This is a genomic window from Ferdinandcohnia jepli (genome assembly GCF_047246645.1).
Classification (GTDB): Bacteria; Bacillota; Bacilli; order Bacillales; family Bacillaceae_L; genus Ferdinandcohnia.
In genome coordinates, this window is record NZ_JBFOKR010000004.1 from 160,604 (window position 1) to 185,714 (window position 25,111).

Consider the following 25,111-nt stretch of genomic DNA (forward strand, 5'->3'; position numbering starts at 1 on the left):
GTATTTGTTATATTATAGTTTAATCGTCTCTTTTCTCACCAACCTACATTTGAATATGTATAGTAAAAAAGACCTCGTTTATAGGTATAAACTACTATTCTTGTATTGTAATAGGATAATAGGTTGTGCACAAGTGTTTTCAATGAAAAAATGTGAATAAAAAAAGAGCTATTTTTTTAAAATAGCTCCTTGAAAATAGGTTTATTAAGACGCTTGTTTCTCAACAAAAACCCGCGTCTCTTTTTTGCGTTGCGGAACGATGTTAAACACAATATTCAATAAGATGGCTGTCAAACTCCCAATCACAATCCCGTTGCTTGTTAATATTTGAAGACCTTTTGGCAGATTTGCAAATAGAGTTGGAACTGTTGTAACACCAAGCCCCATTCCAATCGCACATGCCATGATAAGCAGGTTTTCTTGTGATGAAAAATCAACTTTACTTAGCATTTTGATTCCGTAAGAGATAACCATACCGAACATAGCTAGCGACGCTCCACCAAGTACTGGTGTTGGAATAACCGTTGTAAACGCACCAATCTTAGGTACAAACCCAATTAAAATAAGAAATGCCCCAGCTACATAAATTACACTGTTTCGTTTTACACCTGATAATTGAACAAGTCCAACGTTCTGAGAATACGTTGTGTACGGGAAAGCATTAAACAATCCTCCTAAAAGAATCGCAAGACCTTCCGCACGATACCCGTTTGATAGATCTTTTTCAGTAATTTTTCGTCCAGTAATGTCTCCCAAGGCAAAATAAACTCCGGATGATTCTACTAAACTTACAATCGCAACAAGTGTCATTGTAAGGATCGCTGAGATTTCAAAGGTTGGCTTTCCGAAGTAGAACGGCGTAGCCATGTGGAACCATGATGCATCTGATACTGCTGAGAAATCAACATGACCCATGAAAGCTGATACTGCAGTTCCCACTAATAAACCTAGTAAAATTGCAATTGAACGTACAAACCCTTTTGCAAAACGATATAAAGCTAAAATGAATAATAGGGTTCCGAACGCAAATAGAAGGTTGGAAATCGAACCGAAGTCTGCACTTCCTTGACCGCCAGCCATGTCGTTCATTGCTACTGGGATTAATGTAATCCCGATGATTGTAACCACTGACCCGGTAACAACCGGCGGAAAGAATTTTACAAGCTTCCCAAACGCAGTTGAAATCAGTAAAACCACAACACCAGATACTAAAATAGACCCGTAGACTGCGGATATTCCATATTGGCTGCCAATCGCAATCATTGGTCCTACTGCGGTAAACGTACAACCAAGGACAACCGGTAGCCCAATCCCAAAGAATTTATTTTTCCAAACTTGTAGAATTGTAGCGACACCGCACATTAAAATGTCAATAGAAACTAGATATGTTAACTGCTCTGCTGTTAATCCAAGCGAACCACCAACGATGAGTGGAACAATAACAGCCCCCGCATACATTGCAAGTACATGCTGAATTCCAAGTGATGCCGTTTTAAATGCGTTCTGTTTCATTAGTTAGCCGCCCCCACTTCTTCTAAAAAAGTCACTGTCTGGTTTTGTAGTGATTGAATTCGTGCTAATGATTCAACCTTGAATCCTTTTTCACGAAGCAAACGTCCGCCTTCTTGGAACGACTTTTCAATCACAATTCCGATTCCAGAAACCTCAGCACCAGCTTTTGAGACAAGCTCTGCTAACCCAAGTGCAGCCTGGCCGTTGGCTAAGAAGTCGTCAATAATGAGTACTTTGTCGTTGGGGCCAATATATTTGCTAGAAACAGAGATTTCATTCGTTTCATTTTTTGTAAAAGAATGAACAGTTGCCGTTAATAAGTCATTCACCAGTGTGAGTGACTTTCTTTTTCGTGCAAAAATGACAGGAACATTCAGTTCGAGCGCTGCCATCAATCCAGGTGCAATACCAGAGGATTCAATTGTGAGTACCTTTGTAATCTCGTCATCTTTGAATCTCTCAGCAAACTCTTTCCCTATCTCAACCATAAGAGTTGGATCAATCTGGTGATTAATAAATGAATCAACCTTTAAAACGTGTTCTGACAGCACAGTACCTTCGTTGATGATTTTTTGTTTTAAAAGCTCCATTGTTCTCCTCCTTTAAAATGAAAAAACCTGAACATCATTGCACTCCTCAAAAATGAGTGAGCCAATGACCTTCAGGTTTTCTAAGCGAAGGAAAAGGAATAAACACCTGTAAAAAGGTGCATCCCCATTGCTCACTCATAGTCGGTATATTTACGGTACACCGGTAGAAACTTGCGAGCCATATCCCCGCGATTATATGAGTGAATGCCGATATTCATATGTTGGTATTATAGGGGTTTGTGGTGGATTTGTAAATGGTGGATTTTTGGGTGGGTGTTAGGGACGGTGTTTTTTTGCTAAAATGCATATTTTAAAATTAAACTGCACAAATAACGATTAAAGTGCATAAATCTCAATTATTGTGCACATGTCGAATTTAAAGTGCATAAATCTTAATTAAAATGCACAAACCAATTATTGACCACTTTGGGAACCTGTGAATCTATGTATTTGTTTAGAAAGATAAGTTCAAGCTTGGTCTGTTTCTCCTAAAAATCGTATTTTTGGATTAAAAATCGTAAATCCAGATTAAAAACCGTAAATCACAATTAAAAACCAAAAATCGAAAATAAAAACCGTAAATCCAAATTAAAAATCATAAATCAAAAATCCATCACCCTGGCAACCTCCAAATCTATGTATTTGCTTAAAAATGGACATTGTTTAGGCATTTTTTTTGCTAAAAAACGTATTTTAAAATCAAAAACTCGAAAATCCAAACCGAAAATCATAAATTGAAGATTCTACCCTAGGAACTAACGAAATTATATATTTGTTTAAAAATGACTTTGCAGACAAGACCGATTGTTTTTGCTAAAAATCGTATTTTTGGATTAAAAATCGTAAATCCAGATTAAAAACCGTAAATCACAATTAAAAACCATAAATCGAAAATAAAAACCGTAAATCCAAATTAAAAATCATAAATCAAAAATCCATCACCCTGGCAACCTCCAAATCTATGTATTTGAATCAATTACAGAGGTGAACAGAACCACTTCGTCCAAAACAGACCTAAAACTACCGTTTCACAACCGAATTAGCTTCTAAAAGCCTCTACTATCCACCTCCACCTCCTCCCATCCCCATACAACCATACAAATATTTTCAACGTTGTACGTACAATTTATAAATAATATGTAGTATGATAGATGTAAGCAATACTATTTCTACTAAAACACGTAAGAATAGATGAAACTTTTTCCGTACCAATGGAGGCACCTTCATGACTAAATATAAACATGTAAAAAATCAAATAAAAACGTGGATCACGGAAGGTAAAATTCAACCTGATGAGAAGATTCAATCTGAAAATGAGCTTGTTGAAATCTTTGAGGTTAGTCGGCATACCATTCGCCAGGCGTTAAATGAGCTTGTGAATGAGGGCTGGTTGTACAGGCAGCAAGGTCGGGGTACTTTTTGTAAAGAGCGCAGTGAGAAGACAGTTAATCACATTGATCGAACGATTGGTATAATTACGACCTCGATTACAGATTATATTTTTCCATCGATTATCCGCGGGATAGAATCGTATCTAAGTGAAAAGGGGTATAATCTCCTGTTGGCAAGTACGAATCATGATATTAATCGAGAGCGTAAATGTCTTGAAAATATGTTGGGACAGCAACTTGATGGACTTATTGTCGAACCAACCAAGAGTGCAATTTATAATCCAAATTTAAATACCTATTTAAATATTGAAAAGAATAAGATTCCGTATGTGATGATTAACGCTTCGTATTCTGGGCTTGAGCCAGCTAGTATAACTGTGGATGATGAACAAGGCGGATTCCTAGCGGCAGAGCATCTTATAAAGCTAGGTCATACCAAAATCGGTGGTATTTTTAAGATCGATGACTTACAAGGTGTCAATCGGATGAAAGGGTTCATGAGGGCATGCAGAGAGTTCAATGTTCCTATACAGCCGGGCACCATTATTACATTTATGACCGAAGATCAAAATGCGAATCTCCAATCATCTATTAGAGAATTAGTAGCAGATTCTACCCGACCTACGGCAGTCTTTTGTTACAACGACCAAATTGCGCTGATGTTACTAGATGTAATAAGAGAGAAGTTGCTAAGAGTCCCAGAGGATATTTCAATTGTAGGGTTTGATGATTCACAACTGGCGTTAGCATCTGAAGTGAAATTGACAACTATAACTCATCCGAAAATGGAAATGGGTCTGCTTGCAGCGAAGATGGTTGTTGATGCCATTGAAAACCAAAAAGAACTTAGAATAGCTGATGAGGTAGTGTATAAACCGGAACTGGTTATTCGAAATTCTACAAGATCATTAAACTAAAAAAATGGTCTGGTAACTTATATGTTATCAGGCTTTTTTTAATTCTCAGTCACCCCTCTCTCAGTTGTACGAACAATTCACATTCCCTAAACCATAAAAACTTCATATTTTACTTAAAAATCCATAGAATTCTAAAAAAGTAGTGGTAAACTTGTACGTACAATTATATAATAGCATCAGAATCACACATAAATACCAAAAGGAGGAAATTGTATGCTCGAAGGTTTAAAGCAGAAGGTCTACGAAGCAAATATGCAATTACCACGACATAATTTGGTAACGTTTACATGGGGGAATGTGAGTGGCGTTGACCGTGAGCATAACCTTGTGGTTATTAAACCAAGTGGAGTTCCTTATGAGGAATTAAAAGCAGAAGATATGGTAGTCGTAGATTTTAATGGAAATGTAATTGAAGGTGATTTAAACCCTTCTACTGATACTCCAACCCACATCGTGTTGTATAAAGAGTTTCCGGAAATTGGTGGCATAGTCCATACACATTCTCCGTGGGCAACAAGCTGGGCACAGGCTGGCCGTGGGATTCCGGCATTAGGTACAACACATGCGGATTATTTTTACGGGGAGATTCCTTGTACGAGAAGAATGACTGATTCTGAGATTCTAGGAAACTATGAATGGGAAACAGGTGAGGTCATTGTTGAAACGTTTCGAAATCAGCATATAGAGCCGCTTCAAATGCCGGGTGTTCTCGTGAATAACCATGCACCGTTTGTATGGGGAAAAGACCCTAATAATGCAGTTCATAATGCAGTCGTTCTTGAGGAAGTGGCAAAAATGGCTACTACTACGTTTAGTTTGAATCAACAAGTACATCCGATTGAACAAAGATTACTAGATAAACATTTTCTTAGAAAACATGGTGTAAATGCCTATTACGGACAAAAATGAGGTGAATCAATTGGAGAAAAAATACACAATTGGCGTTGATTATGGAACTGAGTCAGGTCGAGCAGTACTCATTGATTTAACAGATGGCACAGAAGTAGCGGATCACGTAACACCGTACCGACATTCAGTAATAGATGAAAAACTCCCCGTTTCAGGTCTGCGACTTGAGCATGATTGGGCCCTGCAGCATCCACTTGACTATATAGAAGTGTTATCTACTTCAATTCCTGCTGTATTAGAGCAATCAGGTATAAGCCCAAAGCAAGTAATTGGAATCGGAATTGATTTTACAGCATGTACAATGCTTCCGGTTGATGAAAAGGGGACACCACTATGTCTGCATGAAGAACTCGCCAATGATCCTCACAGCTGGGTTAAGCTTTGGAAACATCATGCGGCACAGGATGAAGCGAATCAATTAAATGAGATCGCCGAGCAACGTGGAGAAGCGTTTCTAAAAAGATACGGTGGCAAAATTTCATCTGAATGGATGATTGCGAAAATCTGGCAAATTTTAAATGAGGCACCTCATATTTACAATCAAACTGATTTATTCCTTGAAGCAACAGATTGGGTCATTTTCAAAATGACGGGAGAAATCAAGCGTAACAGCTGTACGGCTGGTTATAAATCAATCTGGCATAAACAGGATGGATATCCTTCAAAGGATTTCTTTAAATCACTTGATCCACAACTTGAAACCCTAACAGAAACAAAGTTACGTGGTGACATTTACCCGATCGGTTCTCAAGCTGGACTTTTAACAAACGAAATGGCTATGTTAACTGGATTGCTGCCAGGTATTGCAGTAGCAGTTGGTAATGTAGATGCGCATGCGGCTGTTCCAGCGGTCGGAGTTGTTTCTTCAGGGAAAATGGTTATGGCAATGGGAACATCAATTTGCCACATGCTACTTGGAACTGAGGAAAAAGAAGTAGAAGGTATGTGTGGAGTTGTTGAAGACGGGATAATTCCAGGATTTTACGGCTATGAAGCTGGTCAATCAGCGGTTGGAGATATTTTTGCATGGTATGTTGACGAAGGAATTCCTTCTTATGTAAAAGAAGCTGCTGAAAAGTCAGGGGTAAACATTCATCAATTTCTTGAAGAACAAGCAGCAAAAAGTAAACCAGGTGAATCAGGAATTTTAGCACTTGATTGGTGGAATGGAAACCGCTCTACACTCGTTGATACAGATTTAACTGGAATGATAGTTGGTTTAACATTATTAACAAAGCCTGAAGAAATCTACCGTGCATTGCTTGAAGCAACAGCATTTGGGACTCGGAAAATTGTCGACGCATTCAATGAAAATGATGTTCCGGTTACTGAACTTTATGCTTGTGGAGGCTTGCCACAGAAAAATAAATTACTGATGCAAATCTACGCAGATGTAACTAATCTTGAAATCAAAGTAGCAGCTTCTAAACAAACTCCTGCCCTAGGTGCAGCAATGTTCGCTGCTGTAGCAGCAGGAAAAGAAAACGGCGGGTATTCAACCATTGTAGAGGCTGCTGAAAAAATGGCCCGTATTAAGGATGAAACGTTTAAGCCTATTCCTGAAAATGTTGCGGTTTATGAGAAATTATATAGAGAATACAGCATTCTGCATGACTATTTTGGTCGTGGTCGGAATGATGTGATGAAGCGTCTGAAAACTATAAAAGAACAGGCAAACAAAGTAGAAATTGTAAACTAATAGGGGGAACAGCTCATGGAAACGAAAACATATCAATTTTGGTTTGTAACAGGCAGTCAGCACTTATATGGACCTGAACCTTTAAAAGAAGTAGAGGGACATTCAATCCAAATCGCAAACGGACTAAACGATGGATTACCCTTTGAAGTAGTTTTTAAGCCTGTTGTAAAAACATCAGGTGAAATCAGGGATCTAGTAATTCAAGCGAATTCAGATGAAAACTGTGCAGGACTTATTACATGGATGCATACTTTTTCGCCTGCAAAAATGTGGATCGCCGGCTTATCTGAATTGAAAAAACCACTACTTCATTTACACACTCAATTTAACCGTGACATCCCATGGGATAGTATTGATATGGATTTTATGAATCTAAATCAATCTGCACATGGTGACCGTGAATTTGGTTTTATTGGAGCGAGAATGAATATCCCGCGTAAAGTGGTTGTCGGGTATTGGGAAAGCTCTGAAGTTCGTGAACGTATAGAAAAATGGATGACTACAGCGGTTGCTTTTGTTGCAAGTAAACAGTTAAAGATTGCTCGTTTTGGTGACAACATGCGCAATGTGGCTGTGACTGAAGGCGATAAGGTAGAAGCGCAAATTAAATTTGGCTGGACTGTTGATGGCTATGGAATCGGTGATCTAGTCGCTAAAATGAATGAAATTCCTGAAGCAGATGTGGATGCACTTTTAGATGAATATGAAGATCTTTACGATATTACGCCAGAAAGTAGAACAGCTGGTCATGTGAGAGATTCTATACGTGAGCAGGCTCGAATTGAACTAGGATTAAAAGCATTTTTAACTGAAGGTGGCTATGAAGCATTCACTACTACCTTTGAAGATCTACATGGCATGAAACAGCTTCCAGGTCTTGCAGTTCAACGATTAATGGCTCAAGGTTATGGCTTCGGTGGCGAAGGAGACTGGAAAACGGCTGCATTAGTGAGATTGATGAAGATTATTTCCAATGGTAAAGAAACGTCCTTTATGGAGGATTACACGTATCATTTCGAACCGGGCAATGAGCTTGTTCTTGGTGCACATATGCTTGAAATCTGTCCAACTGTGGCAAGCAATAAACCAAAGCTAGAAGTTCACCCACTTTCAATCGGTGGAAAAGAGGACCCGGCTCGTCTTGTATTTGATGGAGTAAGTGGTAATGCTGTAAACGCATCTATCATTGATATGGGCAATCGTTTCCGACTGTTGATTAACGAAGTAGAGGCAGTTACGCCGAGCAAAGACATGCCGAACCTTCCAGTTGCACGTGTACTCTGGAAGTCACTTCCGTCTGTTAGTGAAGCGGCTGAAGCATGGATCCACGCAGGTGGAGCTCACCATACATGTTTCTCAACACAAGTTACGACTGAACAATTAATAGATTGGGCTGAAATGGTAGGAATAGAATACGTGTTAATCAATAAAGATACGAATCTATTACAGTTACGAAATGAATTAAAAATGATGGATATAGCTTGGAAATTGCGCTAGGAGCAGGATAAATAGAAAATTTACATTTTTCATAAAATTTTATTATTGCCAATAAATAGCAAGTGAATTATAATGGTTGTACGTACAATAATGAGTTTTGATTCCTCTTTTTTGCAGGGTAAATCACTTATTTGTACGTACAACACTAATATGAATATACGACACCTAGAAAAACTCGAAGACTACTAATTTTTTCTTTACTTATGAAAGCGATTTCGTATGGGATGGCCTTACATACCCTTCACACTGGGTATTAGGTATAAATGAGAAGAAAGAAAGGGGAAGTTCAATGAGAAAGTTTTTAGGTGTTTTTGTTGTTTTACTGCTTGCGCTAACACTGGCGGCATGTTCAAGCGGTTCATCTGGAGATGGAGACAAGGGGTTTGTGGGGATTGCGATGCCTACAAAATCATCTGAAAGATGGGTAGACGATGGCAACAACATGAAGGCAGAGTTTGAAAAGCTTGGTTATAAAGTAGATTTACAATATGCAGAGGACGTAGTTGAAAACCAAGTGTCACAAATCGAGAACATGATCACAAAGGGTGTTGATGTTTTAGTAATCGCTTCTATCGATGGTGAAGCATTAACAAATGTATTAGATAAAGCTGCTAGTCAGGATATTCCTGTGATCGCTTACGACCGTTTAATTAGAAAAAGTGAGCATGTAAGCTATTACGCAACATTTGATAACTTTAAAGTTGGAGTTTTACAAGCTTCTTATATTGAAGAAAAGCTTGGATTAAAGGATGGCAAGGGTCCATTTAATATCGAATTATTCGCTGGGTCACCAGATGATAACAATGCATATTTCTTCTTTGATGGTGCAATGTCAGTTCTACAACCTTACATAGATTCAGGTAAATTGGTTGTAGGAAGCGGACAAACAGACTTTGATCAGGTTGCTACATTACGTTGGGATGGAGCTACTGCTCAAGCGAGAATGGATAACTTGTTAAGTGCGAACTACACAACTGAAAATGTTGACGCTGTTCTTTCACCATATGATGGTATCAGTATTGGTATTCTATCTTCATTAAAAGGTGTTGGATACGGTTCAGCTGATAAGCCACTACCTGTTATCACTGGTCAAGATGCTGAATTAGCATCAGTAAAATCAATCATCGCTGGTGAACAAACTCAAACAGTATTCAAGGATACTCGTGAACTTGCTAAAAAAGCAGTAGAAATGGCGGAAGCTGTATTAGAAGGTAAAGAAGCTGAAGTGAATGACACTGAAACATATGATAATGGTGTAAAAGTTGTTCCTTCATATCTATTAGAGCCTGTAAGTGTAGATGCTTCAAACTATGAAGAAATTCTAGTTAACGGCGGATACTACACTGCTGATGAAGTAAAATAATCTCAATTCATTTAGATGATTTAGTGGCTGGTGAAAATCAATCACTAAATCATCTATTACATTCGAAGGCGTGGTGAAACAATGTCTACTAATATATTAGAAATGAAAAACATTACGAAGGAATTCCCCGGTGTAAAAGCGTTAAGTAACGTAAATTTACAGGTGAAAGAAGGGGAGATTCATGCGCTTTGTGGTGAAAATGGAGCTGGAAAGTCTACCCTGATGAAGGTGTTAAGTGGTGTTTACCCGCACGGAACGTATACAGGGGATATTTTATACAAAGGACAGATTTGTGAATTTAAAGATATCAAGCAAAGTGAAGAGCTTGGAATCGTTATTATTCACCAAGAGCTTGCGTTAATCCCTGACTTGTCTATTGCTGAAAATATCTTTTTAGGAAATGAACAGGCTACTCGCGGAATCATCAACTGGAACAAAACAATCGTCAAAACAAGAGAATTATTAAAAAAGGTAGGCTTGCAGGAAGATCCAAACACTCACATCACAAACCTTGGTGTAGGTAAACAACAGCTGGTTGAAATTGCAAAAGCACTTTCAAAAGAAGTTAAGCTTCTTATTCTTGATGAGCCAACTGCTGCATTGAATGAGGCTGACAGTGAAAATCTCCTGAAGTTATTACTAGAGTTTAAAGCACAAGGAATATCATCAATTATCATTTCACATAAATTAAACGAGATTTCAAAGGTTGCGGATTCGATTACCATTTTACGAGATGGGCAATCTATTGAAACAATTGAAGTACAAGACGGTAAAGTTTCAGAGGACCGAATTATTAAAGGAATGGTTGGCAGGGAGTTAACCAATCGATATCCTACAAGAACTCCAAATATTGGTGAAGTCATTTTTGAAGTGAAGGACTGGGAGGTCTATCACCCTCTACATAGCGATCGAAAAGTAATTGATAATGTAAATCTATCTATTAAAAAAGGTGAAATAGTTGGTATTGCTGGACTAATGGGAGCGGGTCGGACAGAGCTTGCAATGAGCATTTTTGGTAAGTCATACGGTAAGCATACGAATGGCAGCCTCCATAAAAATGGTTCAGAACTTAAAGTAAGTGACGTATCAAGTGCAATCAAACAGGGACTGGCATATGTTACTGAAGACCGCAAAAATTACGGTTTAGTATTAATCGATGATATAAAATCTAATATTACACTGGCAAATCTTAAAAAGATATCTAATAATCTAGTAATCAATGAACAAAAGGAAATCATTGAGTCAGAGGAATTCCGTAAAAAAATTAACATAAAGACCCCAAGCATCAGGCAGTTAACGAATAACCTAAGCGGTGGTAATCAGCAAAAAGTCGTCCTAAGTAAGTGGATATTCACGGATCCTGACATCTTAATCCTTGATGAACCGACAAGGGGAATTGATGTTGGAGCTAAATACGAAATCTACACAATCATAAACCAGTTAGCATCTGAAGGAAAAGGGATCCTTATGATTTCATCGGAGCTACCAGAATTACTAGGTATGTGTGACCGAATCTATGTGATGAGTGAAGGTAGAATTACTGGGGAGCTGGACAAAGCAGAGGCGAATCAAGAAAATGTAATGAAATTCATGACCAAGAGTAAGGAGGAAGTAAAGTGAGTACGCCAAATACACCAACTAATATAAATCCTCAGCCTTCAGGTGGAAATCCGTTTGTTAATCTCATACGAAATAATATGCGACAATACGGCATGTTCATTGCCCTCGTATTTATTATGCTACTTTTCCAAGTACTAACGGATGGTATTCTTTTAAGACCCTTAAATATTACCAATATTATTTTGCAAAACAGCTATATTTTAGTCCTGGCGATTGGCATGGTCCTTGTTATTATCACGGGTCATATTGACTTATCGGTTGGATCTGTTGCAGCGTTCGTAGGTGCCATTTCAGGTATCTTAATCATTAATATGAACGTTCCTACGTATCTAGCAATTCTACTTTCCTTGTTATTAGGTGCACTAATTGGGGCATGGCAAGGGTTCTGGATTGCATATGTGAAAATTCCAGCCTTTATCGTAACACTCGCCGGGATGCTCCTATTCAGAGGGTTAACGATGCTAGTACTAGAAGGTCAATCTATCGCACCATATCCAAAGGCTTTCCAATCAATGAGCTCCGGATTTATTCCTGACATATTTAGTGGCGACAGCGGACTACAATGGTTCACAATCATCATTGGTGTTGTCTTTTCAATCATTTATGTATTACTAGAACTGCGCAATCGAAACAACCAACTAAAATACGATTTTGAAGTATCATCAAAAGGTATCTTTTTAGCTAAAATCGTTGCTATGATTGCGATTATAAATGTATTTACATTCATTTTAGCGCAGTATGAAGGTATTCCTACTGTATTAATTATTCTATTTGTACTTGTTGTAGCTTACTCATTCGTAATGAAGAAAACGATTATCGGTAGACATGTATACGCTATTGGTGGAAGCGAAAAAGCTGCAAGTCTTTCAGGTGTAAAAACAAAACGTGTTACTTTCTGGGTATTCGTAAACATGGGTGTGTTATCTGCACTTGCTGGTTTAATCTTTGCTGCACGTCTGAATGCAGCTACACCGAAAGCCGGAAACCTATTCGAACTAGATGCCATTGCAGCATGTTTCATCGGAGGAGCATCTGTTTACGGTGGTATCGGAACAGTCGGAGGAGCAATTGTCGGTGGTCTTGTTATGGGTGTTATGAATAACGGTATGTCCATCATCGGCCTAGGTATCGACTGGCAACAGGCGATTAAAGGATTGGTTTTACTAGCTGCAGTAGCGTTTGATTTTTATTATAAGAATAAGACATCGTGATTTGTTTGGAGTGGCCGGTAACCTATTTGTGGGTTGCTGGCTTTTTTGTATTTGAAGCAGTACTTGGTGATCGTGCGTGCAGGAAAATTGCTAAAAATCGTATTTTTGAATTATAAACCGTATTTTCAAATTAAAAATCGTAAATCCGAAATAAAAACCGTAAATTGAAATTAAAAACCGTAAATCCAATATAAAAATCATAAACGTCATTCTCTCCCAGTATAGAGTTCAAAAAATGGCTAGTGATTTAAAAACAACATACTTTTTTATGAAGAATTTAACAATTATATAAATATCTTGTAATGTTTATTGAAAGTAACTAGTGTAATAGATACACTAATAGAGTAAGAGAAAGAAATTGTAGAAAAGAGGTGGAAAGTGTCTCTTGTTGATGAACTCTCTTGCTTTTTAGGAGTGTCTTGAAAAAGGGACTACTACATGTGATTTTTTATCAAGTCAGCTGGTAAGTAAAAAATGAATTCAGGGGGACTGTTCGAATGAAGGGTAAGAAGTATTTAGGCAAGTATGCTCGTATTTCGTTAATTGTTGTTTTACTGATATCTCTTATTTTACCTGCAGGAGTGTTTGCAGAGGAAACTGCTACAGATGTTGAAAATTTCACGCTATCTCTTATGCATATGAACGATACACATGCACGTGCTGATAAGCTACCACAAGTGCTTACAGCTGTTAAAGAAGTTCGTGATGTAAAACCGGATGCATTATTATTGCATGCTGGAGATGTATTCTCAGGGACTTTATATTTTAATGAATTTTATGGACAAGCCGATTTAGCTCTACTAAATCTTATGGGGATTGATGCTATGGTTTTCGGTAACCATGAGTTTGATTTAGGGGTTAAAGAGAACGGACATGAATCTTTGTCGAAATTTGTTGGAAGCGCTTTATTCCCGTTTGTTGGAACAAACGTTGATTTTTCAAAAGATCCATTTATGAATAGTTTAGTAAGTGCAGACAAATTCTCACAAACTCCGGAAAACGGTAAAGTTTTTGATGGAATCATCAAAGAAGTGAATGGCGAAAAGGTTGGTATTTTTGGATTAACGACTGAAGATACTGCCGCTATTTCTAGCCCGATAGATGTAAGATTCCTAGATTATATTGAGCAAGCTGAATATGCAGTTGCTGAATTTGAAAAGCTTGGTGTTAATAAAATTGTTGCACTGAACCATTTAGGCTATGATACTAATCCAGAAATGGGAAATGATATTTTACTAGCTAAAATGGTTGAAGGAATTGATGTTATTGTTGGAGGGCATTCTCATACTAAATTAGAGGCTCCAACAGAAATTACTGAAGATATTTCAGGTGCAGAAAAGGATCCAACTGTAATTGTACAAGCTTATCAGTACGCTGATTTCTTAGGTGAAGTTGATGTACAGTTTGATGAAAATGGTGTTGTTGTTGGCTATGCAGGAAAGCTAACTGAATTGAAGGGGAAAGCCGCAGACCCAGCAGCTGAAACTGTTTTAGCACCATACAAAGAAAAAGTCAAAGCTATTGAAACAGAAGAAATTGGTGCTGTTGCATTAAAAGACTTAGAAAATCCACGTTCAAGTGCAGAAAGCACTGTAAGTGTTCGTGCGAATGAAACAGAATTAGGTAACCTGGTAACAGATGCAATGTTAGCTAAAGCTAAGTTAAAGTATCCAGAAACGGTAATTGCAGTTCAAAATGGTGGTGGTATTCGTGCTGCTATTCCAGCAGGGGAAATTACTGTTGGTGAAGTAATTAGTGTACTACCATTTGGTAATGACCCAGTGATTGCAACATTAACGGGAGCAGAAATTAAGAATCTACTTGAACATAGTGTACGTTTAGCTCCAGGTGAGAATGGCGGGTTTTTACATGTATCAGGTATGAAATTTGTTTTTGATAGCACAAAAGCACCTGGTGAGCGAGTAGTTTCCATGCAGGTTAACATAAATGGTACTTTTGAGGATATTAAACTTGACCAAGTGTATACAGTTACTACTAATAACTTCACTGGTAAAGGTGGAGACGGCTTTGAAGTGTTTGCTGACGCGTATGCTGAAGGCCGTGTAAAAGATATTGGTGAAATTGATTGGCAACAATTAAGAGATTACATGGTGGAAGACCTAAACGGTGAAGTAGACCCTGTAATTGAAGGCCGTATTGTTGACCTAAAAGGTGAGCCAATAGAAGATCCGGAACAACCAGAGCAACCAGGTCAACCTGAACAACCGGGTCAACCAGAGCAGCCTGGCGAGGATGACGATAACGGTTCAACTCCAGGCGAAGAAGACCAAGAAAAACCAGATCCGGGAAATGAAGGAGACGGAAAAGGTTCTGACACTGAAAAAGGTGATCAAAATAAAGATGCTGACAAAGGAAAAGTACTTCCAAAAACAGCAACTAATATGTATACAATGTTGCTAATTGGTCTAGGAATCTCTCTACTTGGTGGAGGAATCCTGGTTTATAGAAGAGTGAAAACGGCTTAATATGAAGAGGCGGGGAACCGAAGTTGCGGTTCCCTGCTTTTTTTAGGGCGAAGATTGCTAAAAATCGTATTTTGGAATTAAAAATCGTAAATCGAAAATAAAAACCGTAAATTGAAATTAAAAACCATAAAACTAGATTAAAAACCGTAAACCCGAATTAAAAATCATAAACTAGTAATTAGCAAGAACTAGGTGGTACCTGGGACCTGATATATTTATAAACTAAACTGTTATAAGGAGATAAGTCGAAATAGAATTTGATAAAAATTCTCCAAAATTTGTTAATAAACAGATTGAATCTCCTAAACTACTAATGCTATTATAATAGGTATATAGTACGACAAAATCCGAGGAGATTCTACATTCTATGAATAATAATGACGATAAAATTGCTGAATTGGAACGCCTTTTAAAAGAATTAAAAGCAGGACAAGAGGAAACGAGTGCAACTGCAGCTGTTTTAGAAAGAGGAGGAGCGCCTAGAGTCACAAAATCAGTGGCTAATCCACTCCTGAAATTTTTGGGAATGAAATTGCTCATTCCGATTTTACTTATCGCTCTAGTAGCCGCAGCTGGGATAATGTTTTTTACAGGAAGTACTTTCAAAAAAGAGAGCACAACCTTCGTAGAGCAGGTTCAAGAATTAGCCACACTTGCAACTGCAGAAGCACATTTGAAAGAGATCATTACGCAGGAAGATAATAAATTGTTCGGCTTAGATATCCCGGTAGATTTACTGGGAACGAAACGGGAACTTTTATTTGTTGTCCCGGCGACAGTTATTGCTGGAGTCGACCTACAAGGAGTAACATCCGAGAGCCTAATTATCAATGAGAAGGAAAAAGAAATAAAGTTGACGCTTCCACATGCTGCTTTACTTCAAGAACCTTCTATTAAAATGGACAAAATACAAGCAATTTCCGATGAAGGCTTGTTCCGATTGGAAGTTAGTTGGGATGAAGGAAATGAGCTAGTTGCTGAGGCTCAGGAAAAAATAAAAAAAGAAGCAATTGAAATTGGATTACTGCAAACAGCAGAAAAGACAGCTGAAAAAGTACTGACGGAGTTTTTTGATAGTCTAGGATATACTGTGGAAATCGCATTTAAGTAGAGGTCATTCAATCGAATGGTCTCTTTTTTTGGATTGAAACAATAAGAAGTAGGAGAGACTTAAACTTATGTGCAAATTCTTTGACTTTATAGTGGCTAATTTGTAGATTTAAATTCTAGATTGATGTAGAAAGGGGTAATTCCAATATGGCACAATCGTTAAAAGGAAAAGTAGCTCTAGTAACAGGGGCTGGTAAAGGTATTGGTCGTGCAACTGCAATTGCATTAGCTCAAGAAGGAGTTCATGTAGGATTGCTAGCGCGTACGGAAGCTGACCTTAAGAAGGTAGCGGAGGAAATCGAAGGTCTGGGTGGTAAAGCGGCATATGCAACTGCTGATGTTTCTTCAATGGAAGAAGTAAATCAGGCAGTTGAGCAGCTAACAAAGTCACTTGGTTCATTCGATATTTTAATAAACAACGCTGGTACTGGAAAGTTCGGTAAGTTTCTTGAATTGTCACCAGAGGATTGGAAGCGACAAATTGACATTAATTTAATGGGGCCTTACTACGTAACCCGTGCGGTCCTACCACAATTGATCGAAAAAAATGGTGGTGACATCGTTAATATTTCGTCAACTGCTGGTCAAAAAGGAGCACCAGTTACAAGTGCATACAGTGCATCGAAGTTTGGTTTATTAGGTTTGACCGAGTCGCTAGCATTGGAAGTTCGTAAACATAATATCCGTGTAACAGCGCTGACTCCAAGTACAGTGGCTACTGAATTAGCGTTTAAAGAGAATCTAACAGACGGAAATCCTGAAAAAGTTATGCAGCCAGAGGATTTAGCTGAATATATTGTAGCCCAGCTAAAATTACATCCTCGCATTTTTATCAAATCAGCGGGACTTTGGTCTACTAATCCATAAAATGTGCTTGGTACCTATGTGGTTTAAGTTTATTCCACATAGGTATTTTTGCTAAAAACCGTATTTTTCATTTAAAAATCGTAAATCCGAATTAAAAACCGTATTTTTAAATTAAAAATCGTAAATTCAGATTAAAAACCATAAATCCAAAATAAAAATCGTAAACCCCAAAAACTCAACATCAAGTGTCAAATCTTATCTAAAATCCTCCCAAATTATGTGCTGAACATCAGCTAAACAGCTTACATGACTCCGAAACCACTCCAAATTACCAGCAAACCTTTCAGAACATACAAAATCAACCTTCATTACCCGCGTTTCTTGAATACATCTCACACTTCCATAAAAAGTTGGAGTGCTTCCGGTTCTTTCTTGCACACTACTGTAATATGGAAGTAGTTCGTAAGAGTACCCGGTAGCTAAGGAGTCGAAATGTTTCTTTGTAACTATGCTTCGTATTTGTTTATAGTCCTCACTGTTTAATCCCCACCGAATAACGGCAGTCGTTCCATCTGTTAACTCTATTTCAAGCTTTAGATAAGGTCCCACATCGTCTTTTGCTACGTCTAATATTTTAAACGACATAAGCAACACCTCTCTTATTATTCCGTCTAGTAACATTATAAACTGGCAACACTAGTAAACAATAACACTTTCAAATAAATGATATACTCTGATTAAGATTATGATTAGGAGCTATTAAAATGCTAATTCAATGTACAAAAAAACTTTTAGATGAACTAAAAATGAAACCTGGACAAGAAATAGTGGAGGACGACCTGTTCTCTTGGCACGCTAATATCATTACCATAAACCGTAAGAAAACGGTTGTCATGGTAAACGACAAGAATCGATATGCTATTGTCTTTTACGGACTAAAAGCAAAAGACTTCAAACAGTTAGCTAAACTTTTACTGCAGGGGATTCGGAAAACATTTGAGGCAGAACGGATTAAGGAGGAAGTTATTGATAAGTATCTCCTTCATTCAGAAACAGTTTCTTTTGTAAAAACCAAGAATCGGACATGCGTTTCTAGAATGAATAGAGCCTGTGAAACTGTTCAATTTTTGGGCGATCGTTTAGAACCAGAAAACTTAATTCAAATAGACATGAGTATGAGAATAAGCAAACTTTTAGCAGGAGAAGGAAAAGGGTATATTACCCCGAATGAAGAGATGTATAAAGACCTTGAAGAATTTGTGGGTACCCGCATTTTTACTTCACGTGCTGCTCAATTAAAAATTACATTGAAGTTACGTAATTATCAGGTTTGGCGCAGGCTGGTAGTACCATTGAATATGACATTTAACGACTTACATAACAGTATACAATCAGCTTTTAATTGGAGGAATTATCATCTTCATAAATTTACAATACTGGATCAAAAAAAGAATTCGATTGCAAATCTCAGATTTGATTTAGAGACATCGAATAACGCAAAAGACACATCAGCGAATCTGTCAGAATATATACCGACTTATCATTCACTAATCTATACCTATGATTTCGGCGATAATTGGGAGCATCACATCGAGTTCGAAAAAATTATCGAGGATTATGATTTCAAATATCCGACCTGTTTAGACGGAGAAGGAAATGCTCCACCAGAGGATGTAGGTGGGGAACCGGGATTTCAACACTTTTTAACCGTCATTGGAGACCCTGCTCATCCTGAACATCACGACATGACTGAATGGGCACGTATCCAAAGGTATGAGAAGTTTGCTCTTAGGGAAATTAACTGGAAGTTGAAAAAGTTATAATTCTAAAAAAATGGTCTTTCATTTATCAACCATAACCCTATTAAAAATGGAATAGGAAAAATGTAGAAGATCACATTAAATTGTGGGGATGGCTGTCCCTTCTTTTTTACTAAAAGAGAAGAGAGTAAAAAAGGGATACCTAAACCAGTTGTTGTGCCAAGTAAATTAGCAATAGCGTCTAAAAATTCTGCACTTCGCTCTGGAAGAAAATATTGCCTATACTCTTCAAAAAGTCCTAGTAAAATCAGATATAGCCATACAATTCCCAGACTTTTTCTTACGTGGTATTTATTAATAACCACTAAGCAAACCAAACCGAGAATAAATGAAACAACGAAGAATAGCAGGAAATGTCCCACCTTGTCCATTCCAAATACAAGTTCATAATTTATTTTCATATCTTCCTCACCCATTAGTGAGTTTGGTCAACCCGGGAAGAACATAAACCTATTGGTTATTAGTGGGTAAAAAGAGAATGGAAAAATAAGATTCCATTCTCTTTTTTCATGATTATCTATAAGTCTCCAAAAAATCCTTCAACACATGAACCGCCTGCACACAATCCCCCAAAGTCGACCACTCGGCAGGATTATGACTAATCCCATCCTTACTCTGTACAAAAATCATCGCAACCGGAAGTTTACGCCCAACCACCATTGCATCATGCCCGGCACCGCTTGGTAAATAAGCCGGTTCTATCCCTTGGGCTTTAACCGAGTTAGCCAGTTTTTCCTGCATGTCCTCACTGATTGGAACGGGTGCCTCCCGGAAGGTTTCTTCTACTTCTAGTTCGATGTTGTGGTTGTTGCAAAGAGTGTGCGCCTTGTCGATGACAAGTTCGACTAGTTTGTCGCGCGTATCCTTTTGGATATCACGAATATCAACAGTTAAACGAACCTCACCTGGAATAACATTTACCCCATTAGGAAATACATCAACCTTGCCAACAGTCGCAACTGCAGAAGAGCTCACTTGCTGAGGGAGCGCTTGTACCTCATATATAAATTGGCTGGCAGCAACAAGAGCATCTTGTCGATCATTCATTGGAGTGTTGCCTGCATGACCGGCTTGTCCTTTAAACGTCATCTTCAACCAGCATGGTCCTGCAATTCCGGTCACAATTCCTACAGATGTGTTTGCATTTTCAAGTCTTTTACCTTGTTCAATATGTATTTCAACAAAGGCTTCTAGTTTGTCGAGGTCTCTTTTTGAAGTGAAAAAGGAATCTGTAGTGAGGCCAATACTTTCTAACACCTCGCTAAAAGGGACTCCGTTTATATCCTTTTTAGGAAGTAAATCCTCTGGTTTTGCCTCACCAATCATCGACATGCTGCCACTAAAGCCACCGTTAAAACGTGCACCTTCTTCGTCGGTAAAAATGACGACTTCGTAAGGTCTTTCTGGAGTGTATCCGGTTTGTTTCCAAGCTTCTGCAACCTCTAGTGCAGCAAGCACACCAAGTGGTCCGTCAAAATGTCCGCCATTTGGCACACTGTCTACATGGGATCCAGATATTAGTGCCGGTAACTCTGGGTTTTTACCTTCAAGGCGGCCAAACACATTTCCGGCACCGTCAACAGTTACTTCAAGTCCTGCTTCGGTCATCCATTTTTTGACGAGGTCCTTTGCTGCCTTTTCTTCTTCTGAAAAGCCAATCCGGTACGAACCGCAGTCTGGTGTGAGTCCAATCTCGGAAAGAGCCGCTAATCTTGTGGCCAAGCGCTCACCCCTTACGCCGTTTTTGTTTAATGATTTATCGTAATCTACTATGAGTTTTTCATACAGGTTCATCTGAATTCTCCTTTTTTGTGGTTTGCAATTTAAGCATTGTTCAATTAATGTACCTATTATGCAATTAATAAGACTATCCTGCAATCATAATTGTGACTTAACGAGAAACTCTATTCAGTAATTCAATAAGATTACTCGGTTTACTACATTAGCTAACAAAAACTTTTTTGTTGAACTTTTCTGATAGATAAAGTATGATAACATTACGAATTACGAAATAAATAGTGTCTTCTTATTACGAGAGGTGGAGGGAAATGGCCCTTTGAAGCCTCGGCAGCGGGTTCTAGATTCATAGAATACTGTGCCAATTCCATCAAACTTGATGTTTGAGAAATAAGAAGGGGTCGACGTTACATACAAACCTCTTCTTTTTGAAGAGGTTTTTTATTTTATCTAGAAACAGCATGAGGAGATGAGTGGAGTGAAGTATGGTTTTTGGTTACCGATTTTTGGTGGGTGGTTACGAAATGTGGAGGATGAGAACATGCCACCGACCTTTGCTTATGCAAAGGAAGTGATTCAAGCGGCGGAAAAATGGGGCTATGATACAACCTTAATTGCTGAATTATATTTGAATGATATTAAGGGTCCCGAGCATGATTCCCTTGAGGCTTGGTCAACTGCGGCAGCACTTGCAGCAGTTACGGAAAAAATTGAAATTATGACAGCGGTCCGTCCTGGATTCCACAACCCTGCTGTAACAGCAAAAATGGCTGCGAACATTGATCATATAAGCAATGGAAGGTTTACGTTGAATGTCGTTTCTGCTTGGTGGGAAGAAGAAGCCCGTCAGTACAACGGTATTTTTACAGCACATGATGAGCGTTATGACCGCACGCTAGAGTTTATCGATGTTGTGAAAGGACTATGGACAGAAGAAACTTTCTCATATGATGGCAAGTTTTACAATATCCAAAATGCGAAGCTTGCTCCAAAGCCAGTTCAACGTCCTAACCCGGTTTTATATGCAGGCGGCGAAAGTCCAAAGGGTAAAGAAGTAATCGCTTCAGTCATGGACGCTTATGTGATGCATGGTGGAACAGTTGAAGAAATTGATACGAAAATCACGGATATGAAAAATAGACGAAAAGCCTTGAACAAAGACGACTTCCAATCCTTTGGAATGGCAGCGTACGTGATTTGCCGCGATACAGAGGAAGAGGTTCAGGAGGAACTTCGTCGTATCACGGATGTAAAAGATACTAGCGGATACGCGGGATTCAAGGATTTCACAAGTAAATCTCAATTAGAGCAGCAAATTCAGTTGCAGGATTATTCCGTTTCAAACAGAGGCTTGCGTCCAAACTTAATCGGAACACCGGAACAAATTGCGGAGCGCATTTTAGCATATGAAGAGGTTGGATTAGACTTATTACTACTTCAATTTTCACCACAGCTAGAAGAAATGGAACGCTTTGCTCGTGATGTAATGCCACTTGTAGAAGCGAAACGAACTCAAAAACTAGAAGCTTAAAAAGGAGTGGAAGCAATGAGTAAAATATATGTAATTCATGAAAATGATGAATGGACACAGCACTTAGTAAAGCGCCTAGAAGAACTAAATCTTCCGTATGAGTTGTGGCATCTGGATCAGGGAACAGTGGACTTATCCGAGGCACCGCCGGAAGGTGTATTTTATAGTAGAATGAGCGCATCTTCTCATACGCGCGGTCATCGATATGCACCTGAATTAACGAGTGCAGTTCTTGCATGGTTAGAAGCGCACGATAGAAAAGTGTTTAACGGATCGCGTGCACTGCAGTTAGAAGTTAGTAAGGTTCAGCAATACCTTGAGTTGAATCGTTATGGTGTAAAAACACCGAAAACAGTTGCGGCAGTTGGAAAAGAACAAATTCGTGAAGCGGCAGCGAAGTTTGCAGGTGCACCATTTATTACAAAACATAACCGTGCTGGAAAAGGACTTGGAGTTCAATTGTTCTATTCATTAGAAGCACTAAATGAGTATCTTGAAGGACCGACTTTTGAGGAGCCGGTTGATGGAATTACGCTTATTCAAGAGTACATCCAATCACCAGAACCATATATCACCCGTTGCGAATTTGTTGGCGGCAAGTTTGTGTATGCGGTTCGAGTCGACACATCTGAAGGCTTTGAACTATGCCCGGCAGACGCATGCCAAATCGGAGACCTTTTCTGTCCAGTTGGCGAAGAAGTACCAACGAAACCTAAGTTCCAAATCGTTGAAAACTTTGCAGATCCTATTTTAGAAAGGTATGAGCAGGTTCTAGCTGCAAACGACATTCACATTGCTGGCATCGAGTTTATCCGTAACAGCGAGGGCGAAATTTTCACATATGACATCAATACAAATACCAATTACAACTCAGACGCGGAGGATGCTGCCGGTAAGTTTGGTATGCTTGAGGTTGCAACGTTTTTAGGGAAAGAGTTGGAGAAGTTGGCTGGAGTAGAGGTGTAAAAAAAGGGAAGTTGCCTACTGGTAACTTCCCTGAACATCTAATGCCTTTTTCAATAATTCATTTTTCTTTTCTTCATACTTTTTCTTATAAGGCAGGGCTTCCTCTTTTGAGTGTCCATTAACTACTAACTCATTCTCTAGCTCGGTATAGAGCGCGTAGAATAACTCATCGGTTTCTTTTTCTAACGTCTTGAATTCGTTATAGTAGGTACCCATCACTTGCAAAACTGCCACTCCATCAGCTGATTCTTCGATAAAATCTGCCTTCGCTCGTTTGAGTAGCTCTTTGGCTTTCTTCTTTGTGTCTTTTTCAAGAATAGTAAATTCACTATCATACTTTTCTTTAATTTCTTCAAGTGTGGAAGACTCTGTAGTCATCGATGCCTCCGCAACCTGCGTGCTTTCATCCAAAGGAAGGTTCTTCACCATGTTTTCGTGTATCTGTTTCTTAGGAGCGTCCGCAGCGAGTAATGGTGGGTCTTTTCCTTGATGAACATACCAAAATAAACCTAATTCAACTATGATTGCGAGTAAAAGTAGCCTTTTAATCATAATAACCACCTCAGCAATCAGTGTGCACTGAGAGGTGGAAAAATAAACCTGAATGTGGGGTTTAGTCTGCCTTGCTCTCGAAAAATGGCTAAAAAGCGTATTTTCCTTGTAAAAACCGTAAATTACGATTAAAAACCGCAAATCCAAATTAAAAACCGTATTTCCGAATTAAAAACCGTATTTCCGAATTAAAAACCATAAATCAATATTAAAAATCATAACCATTTCTTAATCTATGAATCTAGCAGGAATTACTATAATAAATGTCGAAATAAGTCTTAACTTAAACAAGGAGTTGACTAAATGATTCAAAAAGACCTAGAAATTCCGTACAGAGTACTGCAATTGGAGGCTTATTTAAAACGAATTACAGAATCCCACCCAAGATACTCAGATATACGCGATGAACACAGCAGAAGGTTTGCTGGCTACAGAGGTGAACAATCTCTCGTCTATTATTTGAGCCTTTTGCCCCAGAAAGACTACCACATTTTCCATAACCTACGCCTACTGGACACTTCAAACAAACACTTTTTCGAAATTGACACCTTGATTTTAACTCCCTCTTTCACTTTAATAATCGATGCGAAAAATTACAGAGGGAAACTATATTTCGATGATCAATTTGAACAATTAATCCAAACCTATGTAGATACTGAAAAAGCATATCCCTGTCCAATTGCCCAAGCAAATAGACATGAACTGCAATTGAAAAGACTTCTTCAAGCTAATAAATTTCATTTACCCTCTATTGAATCGTTGGTAATCTTCACAAATCCATCTTGTATCATTTCAGCTAGCCCCAGACATAAACAAATCCACAAAGTAATCAGAAGCACAAGTTTCCTTTCTAAAATAGAAACCTTTGAAAAAAAGCATAAGAATGTCATATTTGACCAAAAACAACTTCAAAAACTTGCAAAGTTTCTATTAAAAAAACACACTCCTCATGCTGAAAATATCCTTGAACAATATGAAAATGGTTATGATTATCTTAGAAAGGGAGTCGGCTGCCCGGATTGTGGGGCACTTCCGATGGTCCGAACCGAACGAAGATGGTTATGTAAAAGCTGTGGATGCTCTTCGAAGACGGCGCATCTGGAAGCGATAAGAGATTACTATTTATTGGTTGGTAAAACGATAACAAATCAGCAACTAAGAGAATTTTTACTGCTGCCAAGTCGGGTTGCAGCAAAGAACATCCTTTTATCGTTGCGTCTTGACCATAACGGAGGACAGAAAAATAGAATCTACTACCTAACTTGTGAGAAAAGCCAGCTATAAACTTAGCTGGCTTTTCGTACGGGCTCGAATAGTGGCTAAAAATCGTATTTTCGCCGTAAAAACCGTAAATCGTAATTAAAAATCGTAAATCCAATTTAAAAACCGTATT

20 protein-coding genes and 2 riboswitches are annotated in these 25,111 nt (G+C 38.4%); of the genes, 14 read left to right on the forward strand and 6 right to left on the reverse strand.

Annotation, left to right across the window (positions count from 1 at the left end; translation table 11 throughout):
• Positions 1-204: 204 nt before the first annotated feature.
• Complete coding sequence (locus tag AB3M96_RS05775; protein WP_412966630.1) at positions 205-1,512, reverse strand: nucleobase:cation symporter-2 family protein; 1,308 nt, start codon at positions 1,510-1,512, stop codon at positions 205-207.
• On the reverse strand, positions 1,512-2,102 hold the full coding sequence (locus tag AB3M96_RS05780) for a xanthine phosphoribosyltransferase (RefSeq protein WP_412966631.1): 591 nt from the start codon (positions 2,100-2,102) through the stop codon (positions 1,512-1,514). The genes AB3M96_RS05775 and AB3M96_RS05780 overlap by 1 nt, the downstream gene beginning before the upstream one ends.
• Before the next feature lie 118 nt (positions 2,103-2,220).
• Positions 2,221-2,322, reverse strand: a riboswitch (purine riboswitch).
• 1,005 nt (positions 2,323-3,327) lie between these two features.
• Between AB3M96_RS05780 and AB3M96_RS05785 the strand changes: the two genes are divergently transcribed.
• The 10 genes from AB3M96_RS05785 to AB3M96_RS05830 all read left to right on the forward strand — a co-directional run bounded on the left by AB3M96_RS05785 (position 3,328) and on the right by AB3M96_RS05830 (position 17,172).
• Positions 3,328-4,410: a GntR family transcriptional regulator gene (locus AB3M96_RS05785; RefSeq protein ID WP_412966632.1), complete on the forward strand. Its 1,083-nt coding sequence runs from the start codon at positions 3,328-3,330 to the stop codon at positions 4,408-4,410.
• 213 nt (positions 4,411-4,623) lie between these two features.
• Entirely contained in the window at positions 4,624-5,319 is a 696-nt protein-coding gene (gene araD, locus AB3M96_RS05790) for an L-ribulose-5-phosphate 4-epimerase (protein ID WP_412966633.1), read from the forward strand.
• A 10-nt stretch (positions 5,320-5,329) separates the two neighbouring features.
• Complete coding sequence (locus AB3M96_RS05795) at positions 5,330-7,018, forward strand: ribulokinase (protein WP_412966634.1); 1,689 nt, start codon at positions 5,330-5,332, stop codon at positions 7,016-7,018.
• Positions 7,019-7,033: 15 nt separating this feature from the next.
• Complete coding sequence (gene araA / locus AB3M96_RS05800) at positions 7,034-8,515, forward strand: L-arabinose isomerase (protein WP_412966635.1); 1,482 nt, start codon at positions 7,034-7,036, stop codon at positions 8,513-8,515.
• Between the two features lie 289 nt (positions 8,516-8,804).
• Positions 8,805-9,878: a multiple monosaccharide ABC transporter substrate-binding protein gene (chvE, locus tag AB3M96_RS05805; RefSeq protein WP_412966636.1), complete on the forward strand. Its 1,074-nt coding sequence runs from the start codon at positions 8,805-8,807 to the stop codon at positions 9,876-9,878.
• An 81-nt stretch (positions 9,879-9,959) separates the two neighbouring features.
• Positions 9,960-11,498: a multiple monosaccharide ABC transporter ATP-binding protein gene (mmsA, locus tag AB3M96_RS05810; protein ID WP_412966637.1), complete on the forward strand. Its 1,539-nt coding sequence runs from the start codon at positions 9,960-9,962 to the stop codon at positions 11,496-11,498.
• Entirely contained in the window at positions 11,495-12,709 is a 1,215-nt protein-coding gene (mmsB, locus tag AB3M96_RS05815; protein ID WP_412966638.1) for a multiple monosaccharide ABC transporter permease, read from the forward strand. The genes mmsA and mmsB overlap by 4 nt, the downstream gene beginning before the upstream one ends.
• A gap of 497 nt (positions 12,710-13,206) precedes the next feature.
• A complete protein-coding gene (locus AB3M96_RS05820; protein ID WP_412966639.1) occupies positions 13,207-15,195 on the forward strand; it encodes a bifunctional metallophosphatase/5'-nucleotidase in 1,989 nt (662 codons plus the stop codon).
• A gap of 367 nt (positions 15,196-15,562) precedes the next feature.
• A complete protein-coding gene (locus AB3M96_RS05825; protein WP_412966640.1) occupies positions 15,563-16,306 on the forward strand; it encodes a DUF4230 domain-containing protein in 744 nt (247 codons plus the stop codon).
• A 146-nt stretch (positions 16,307-16,452) separates the two neighbouring features.
• Positions 16,453-17,172 (forward strand): 3-ketoacyl-ACP reductase, encoded by a 720-nt coding sequence (locus AB3M96_RS05830; protein ID WP_412966641.1) that lies wholly within the window; start codon positions 16,453-16,455, stop codon positions 17,170-17,172.
• Between the two features lie 195 nt (positions 17,173-17,367).
• Here AB3M96_RS05830 and AB3M96_RS05835 read toward each other — a convergent pair whose 3' ends face one another.
• Complete coding sequence (locus AB3M96_RS05835; protein ID WP_412966642.1) at positions 17,368-17,757, reverse strand: hypothetical protein; 390 nt, start codon at positions 17,755-17,757, stop codon at positions 17,368-17,370.
• A 119-nt stretch (positions 17,758-17,876) separates the two neighbouring features.
• On the opposite strand from AB3M96_RS05835, the gene AB3M96_RS05840 reads away from it, so the two are divergent.
• Entirely contained in the window at positions 17,877-18,935 is a 1,059-nt protein-coding gene (locus tag AB3M96_RS05840) for a plasmid pRiA4b ORF-3 family protein (protein WP_412966643.1), read from the forward strand.
• A gap of 2 nt (positions 18,936-18,937) precedes the next feature.
• On the opposite strand, the gene AB3M96_RS05845 is transcribed toward AB3M96_RS05840, so the two are convergent.
• Positions 18,938-19,333 (reverse strand): VanZ family protein, encoded by a 396-nt coding sequence (locus tag AB3M96_RS05845; RefSeq protein ID WP_412966644.1) that lies wholly within the window; start codon positions 19,331-19,333, stop codon positions 18,938-18,940.
• A 112-nt stretch (positions 19,334-19,445) separates the two neighbouring features.
• Complete coding sequence (locus tag AB3M96_RS05850; RefSeq protein WP_412966710.1) at positions 19,446-20,726, reverse strand: M20 family metallo-hydrolase; 1,281 nt, start codon at positions 20,724-20,726, stop codon at positions 19,446-19,448.
• A gap of 229 nt (positions 20,727-20,955) precedes the next feature.
• A riboswitch (SAM riboswitch) is annotated at positions 20,956-21,066 on the forward strand.
• An 81-nt stretch (positions 21,067-21,147) separates the two neighbouring features.
• On the opposite strand from AB3M96_RS05850, the gene AB3M96_RS05855 reads away from it, so the two are divergent.
• Positions 21,148-22,200: an LLM class flavin-dependent oxidoreductase gene (locus tag AB3M96_RS05855; protein ID WP_412966645.1), complete on the forward strand. Its 1,053-nt coding sequence runs from the start codon at positions 21,148-21,150 to the stop codon at positions 22,198-22,200.
• Positions 22,201-22,215: 15 nt separating this feature from the next.
• Complete coding sequence (locus AB3M96_RS05860; RefSeq protein ID WP_412966646.1) at positions 22,216-23,166, forward strand: ATP-grasp domain-containing protein; 951 nt, start codon at positions 22,216-22,218, stop codon at positions 23,164-23,166.
• A gap of 15 nt (positions 23,167-23,181) precedes the next feature.
• Here the strand turns inward: AB3M96_RS05860 and AB3M96_RS05865 are convergent, their stop codons facing one another.
• Complete coding sequence (locus AB3M96_RS05865) at positions 23,182-23,718, reverse strand: hypothetical protein (RefSeq protein ID WP_412966647.1); 537 nt, start codon at positions 23,716-23,718, stop codon at positions 23,182-23,184.
• 303 nt (positions 23,719-24,021) lie between these two features.
• Here AB3M96_RS05865 and AB3M96_RS05870 point away from each other — a divergent pair, with 303 nt between their 5' ends.
• Positions 24,022-25,002 (forward strand): nuclease-related domain-containing protein, encoded by a 981-nt coding sequence (locus AB3M96_RS05870; RefSeq protein WP_412966648.1) that lies wholly within the window; start codon positions 24,022-24,024, stop codon positions 25,000-25,002.
• The last annotated feature ends 109 nt before the right edge of the window (positions 25,003-25,111 follow it).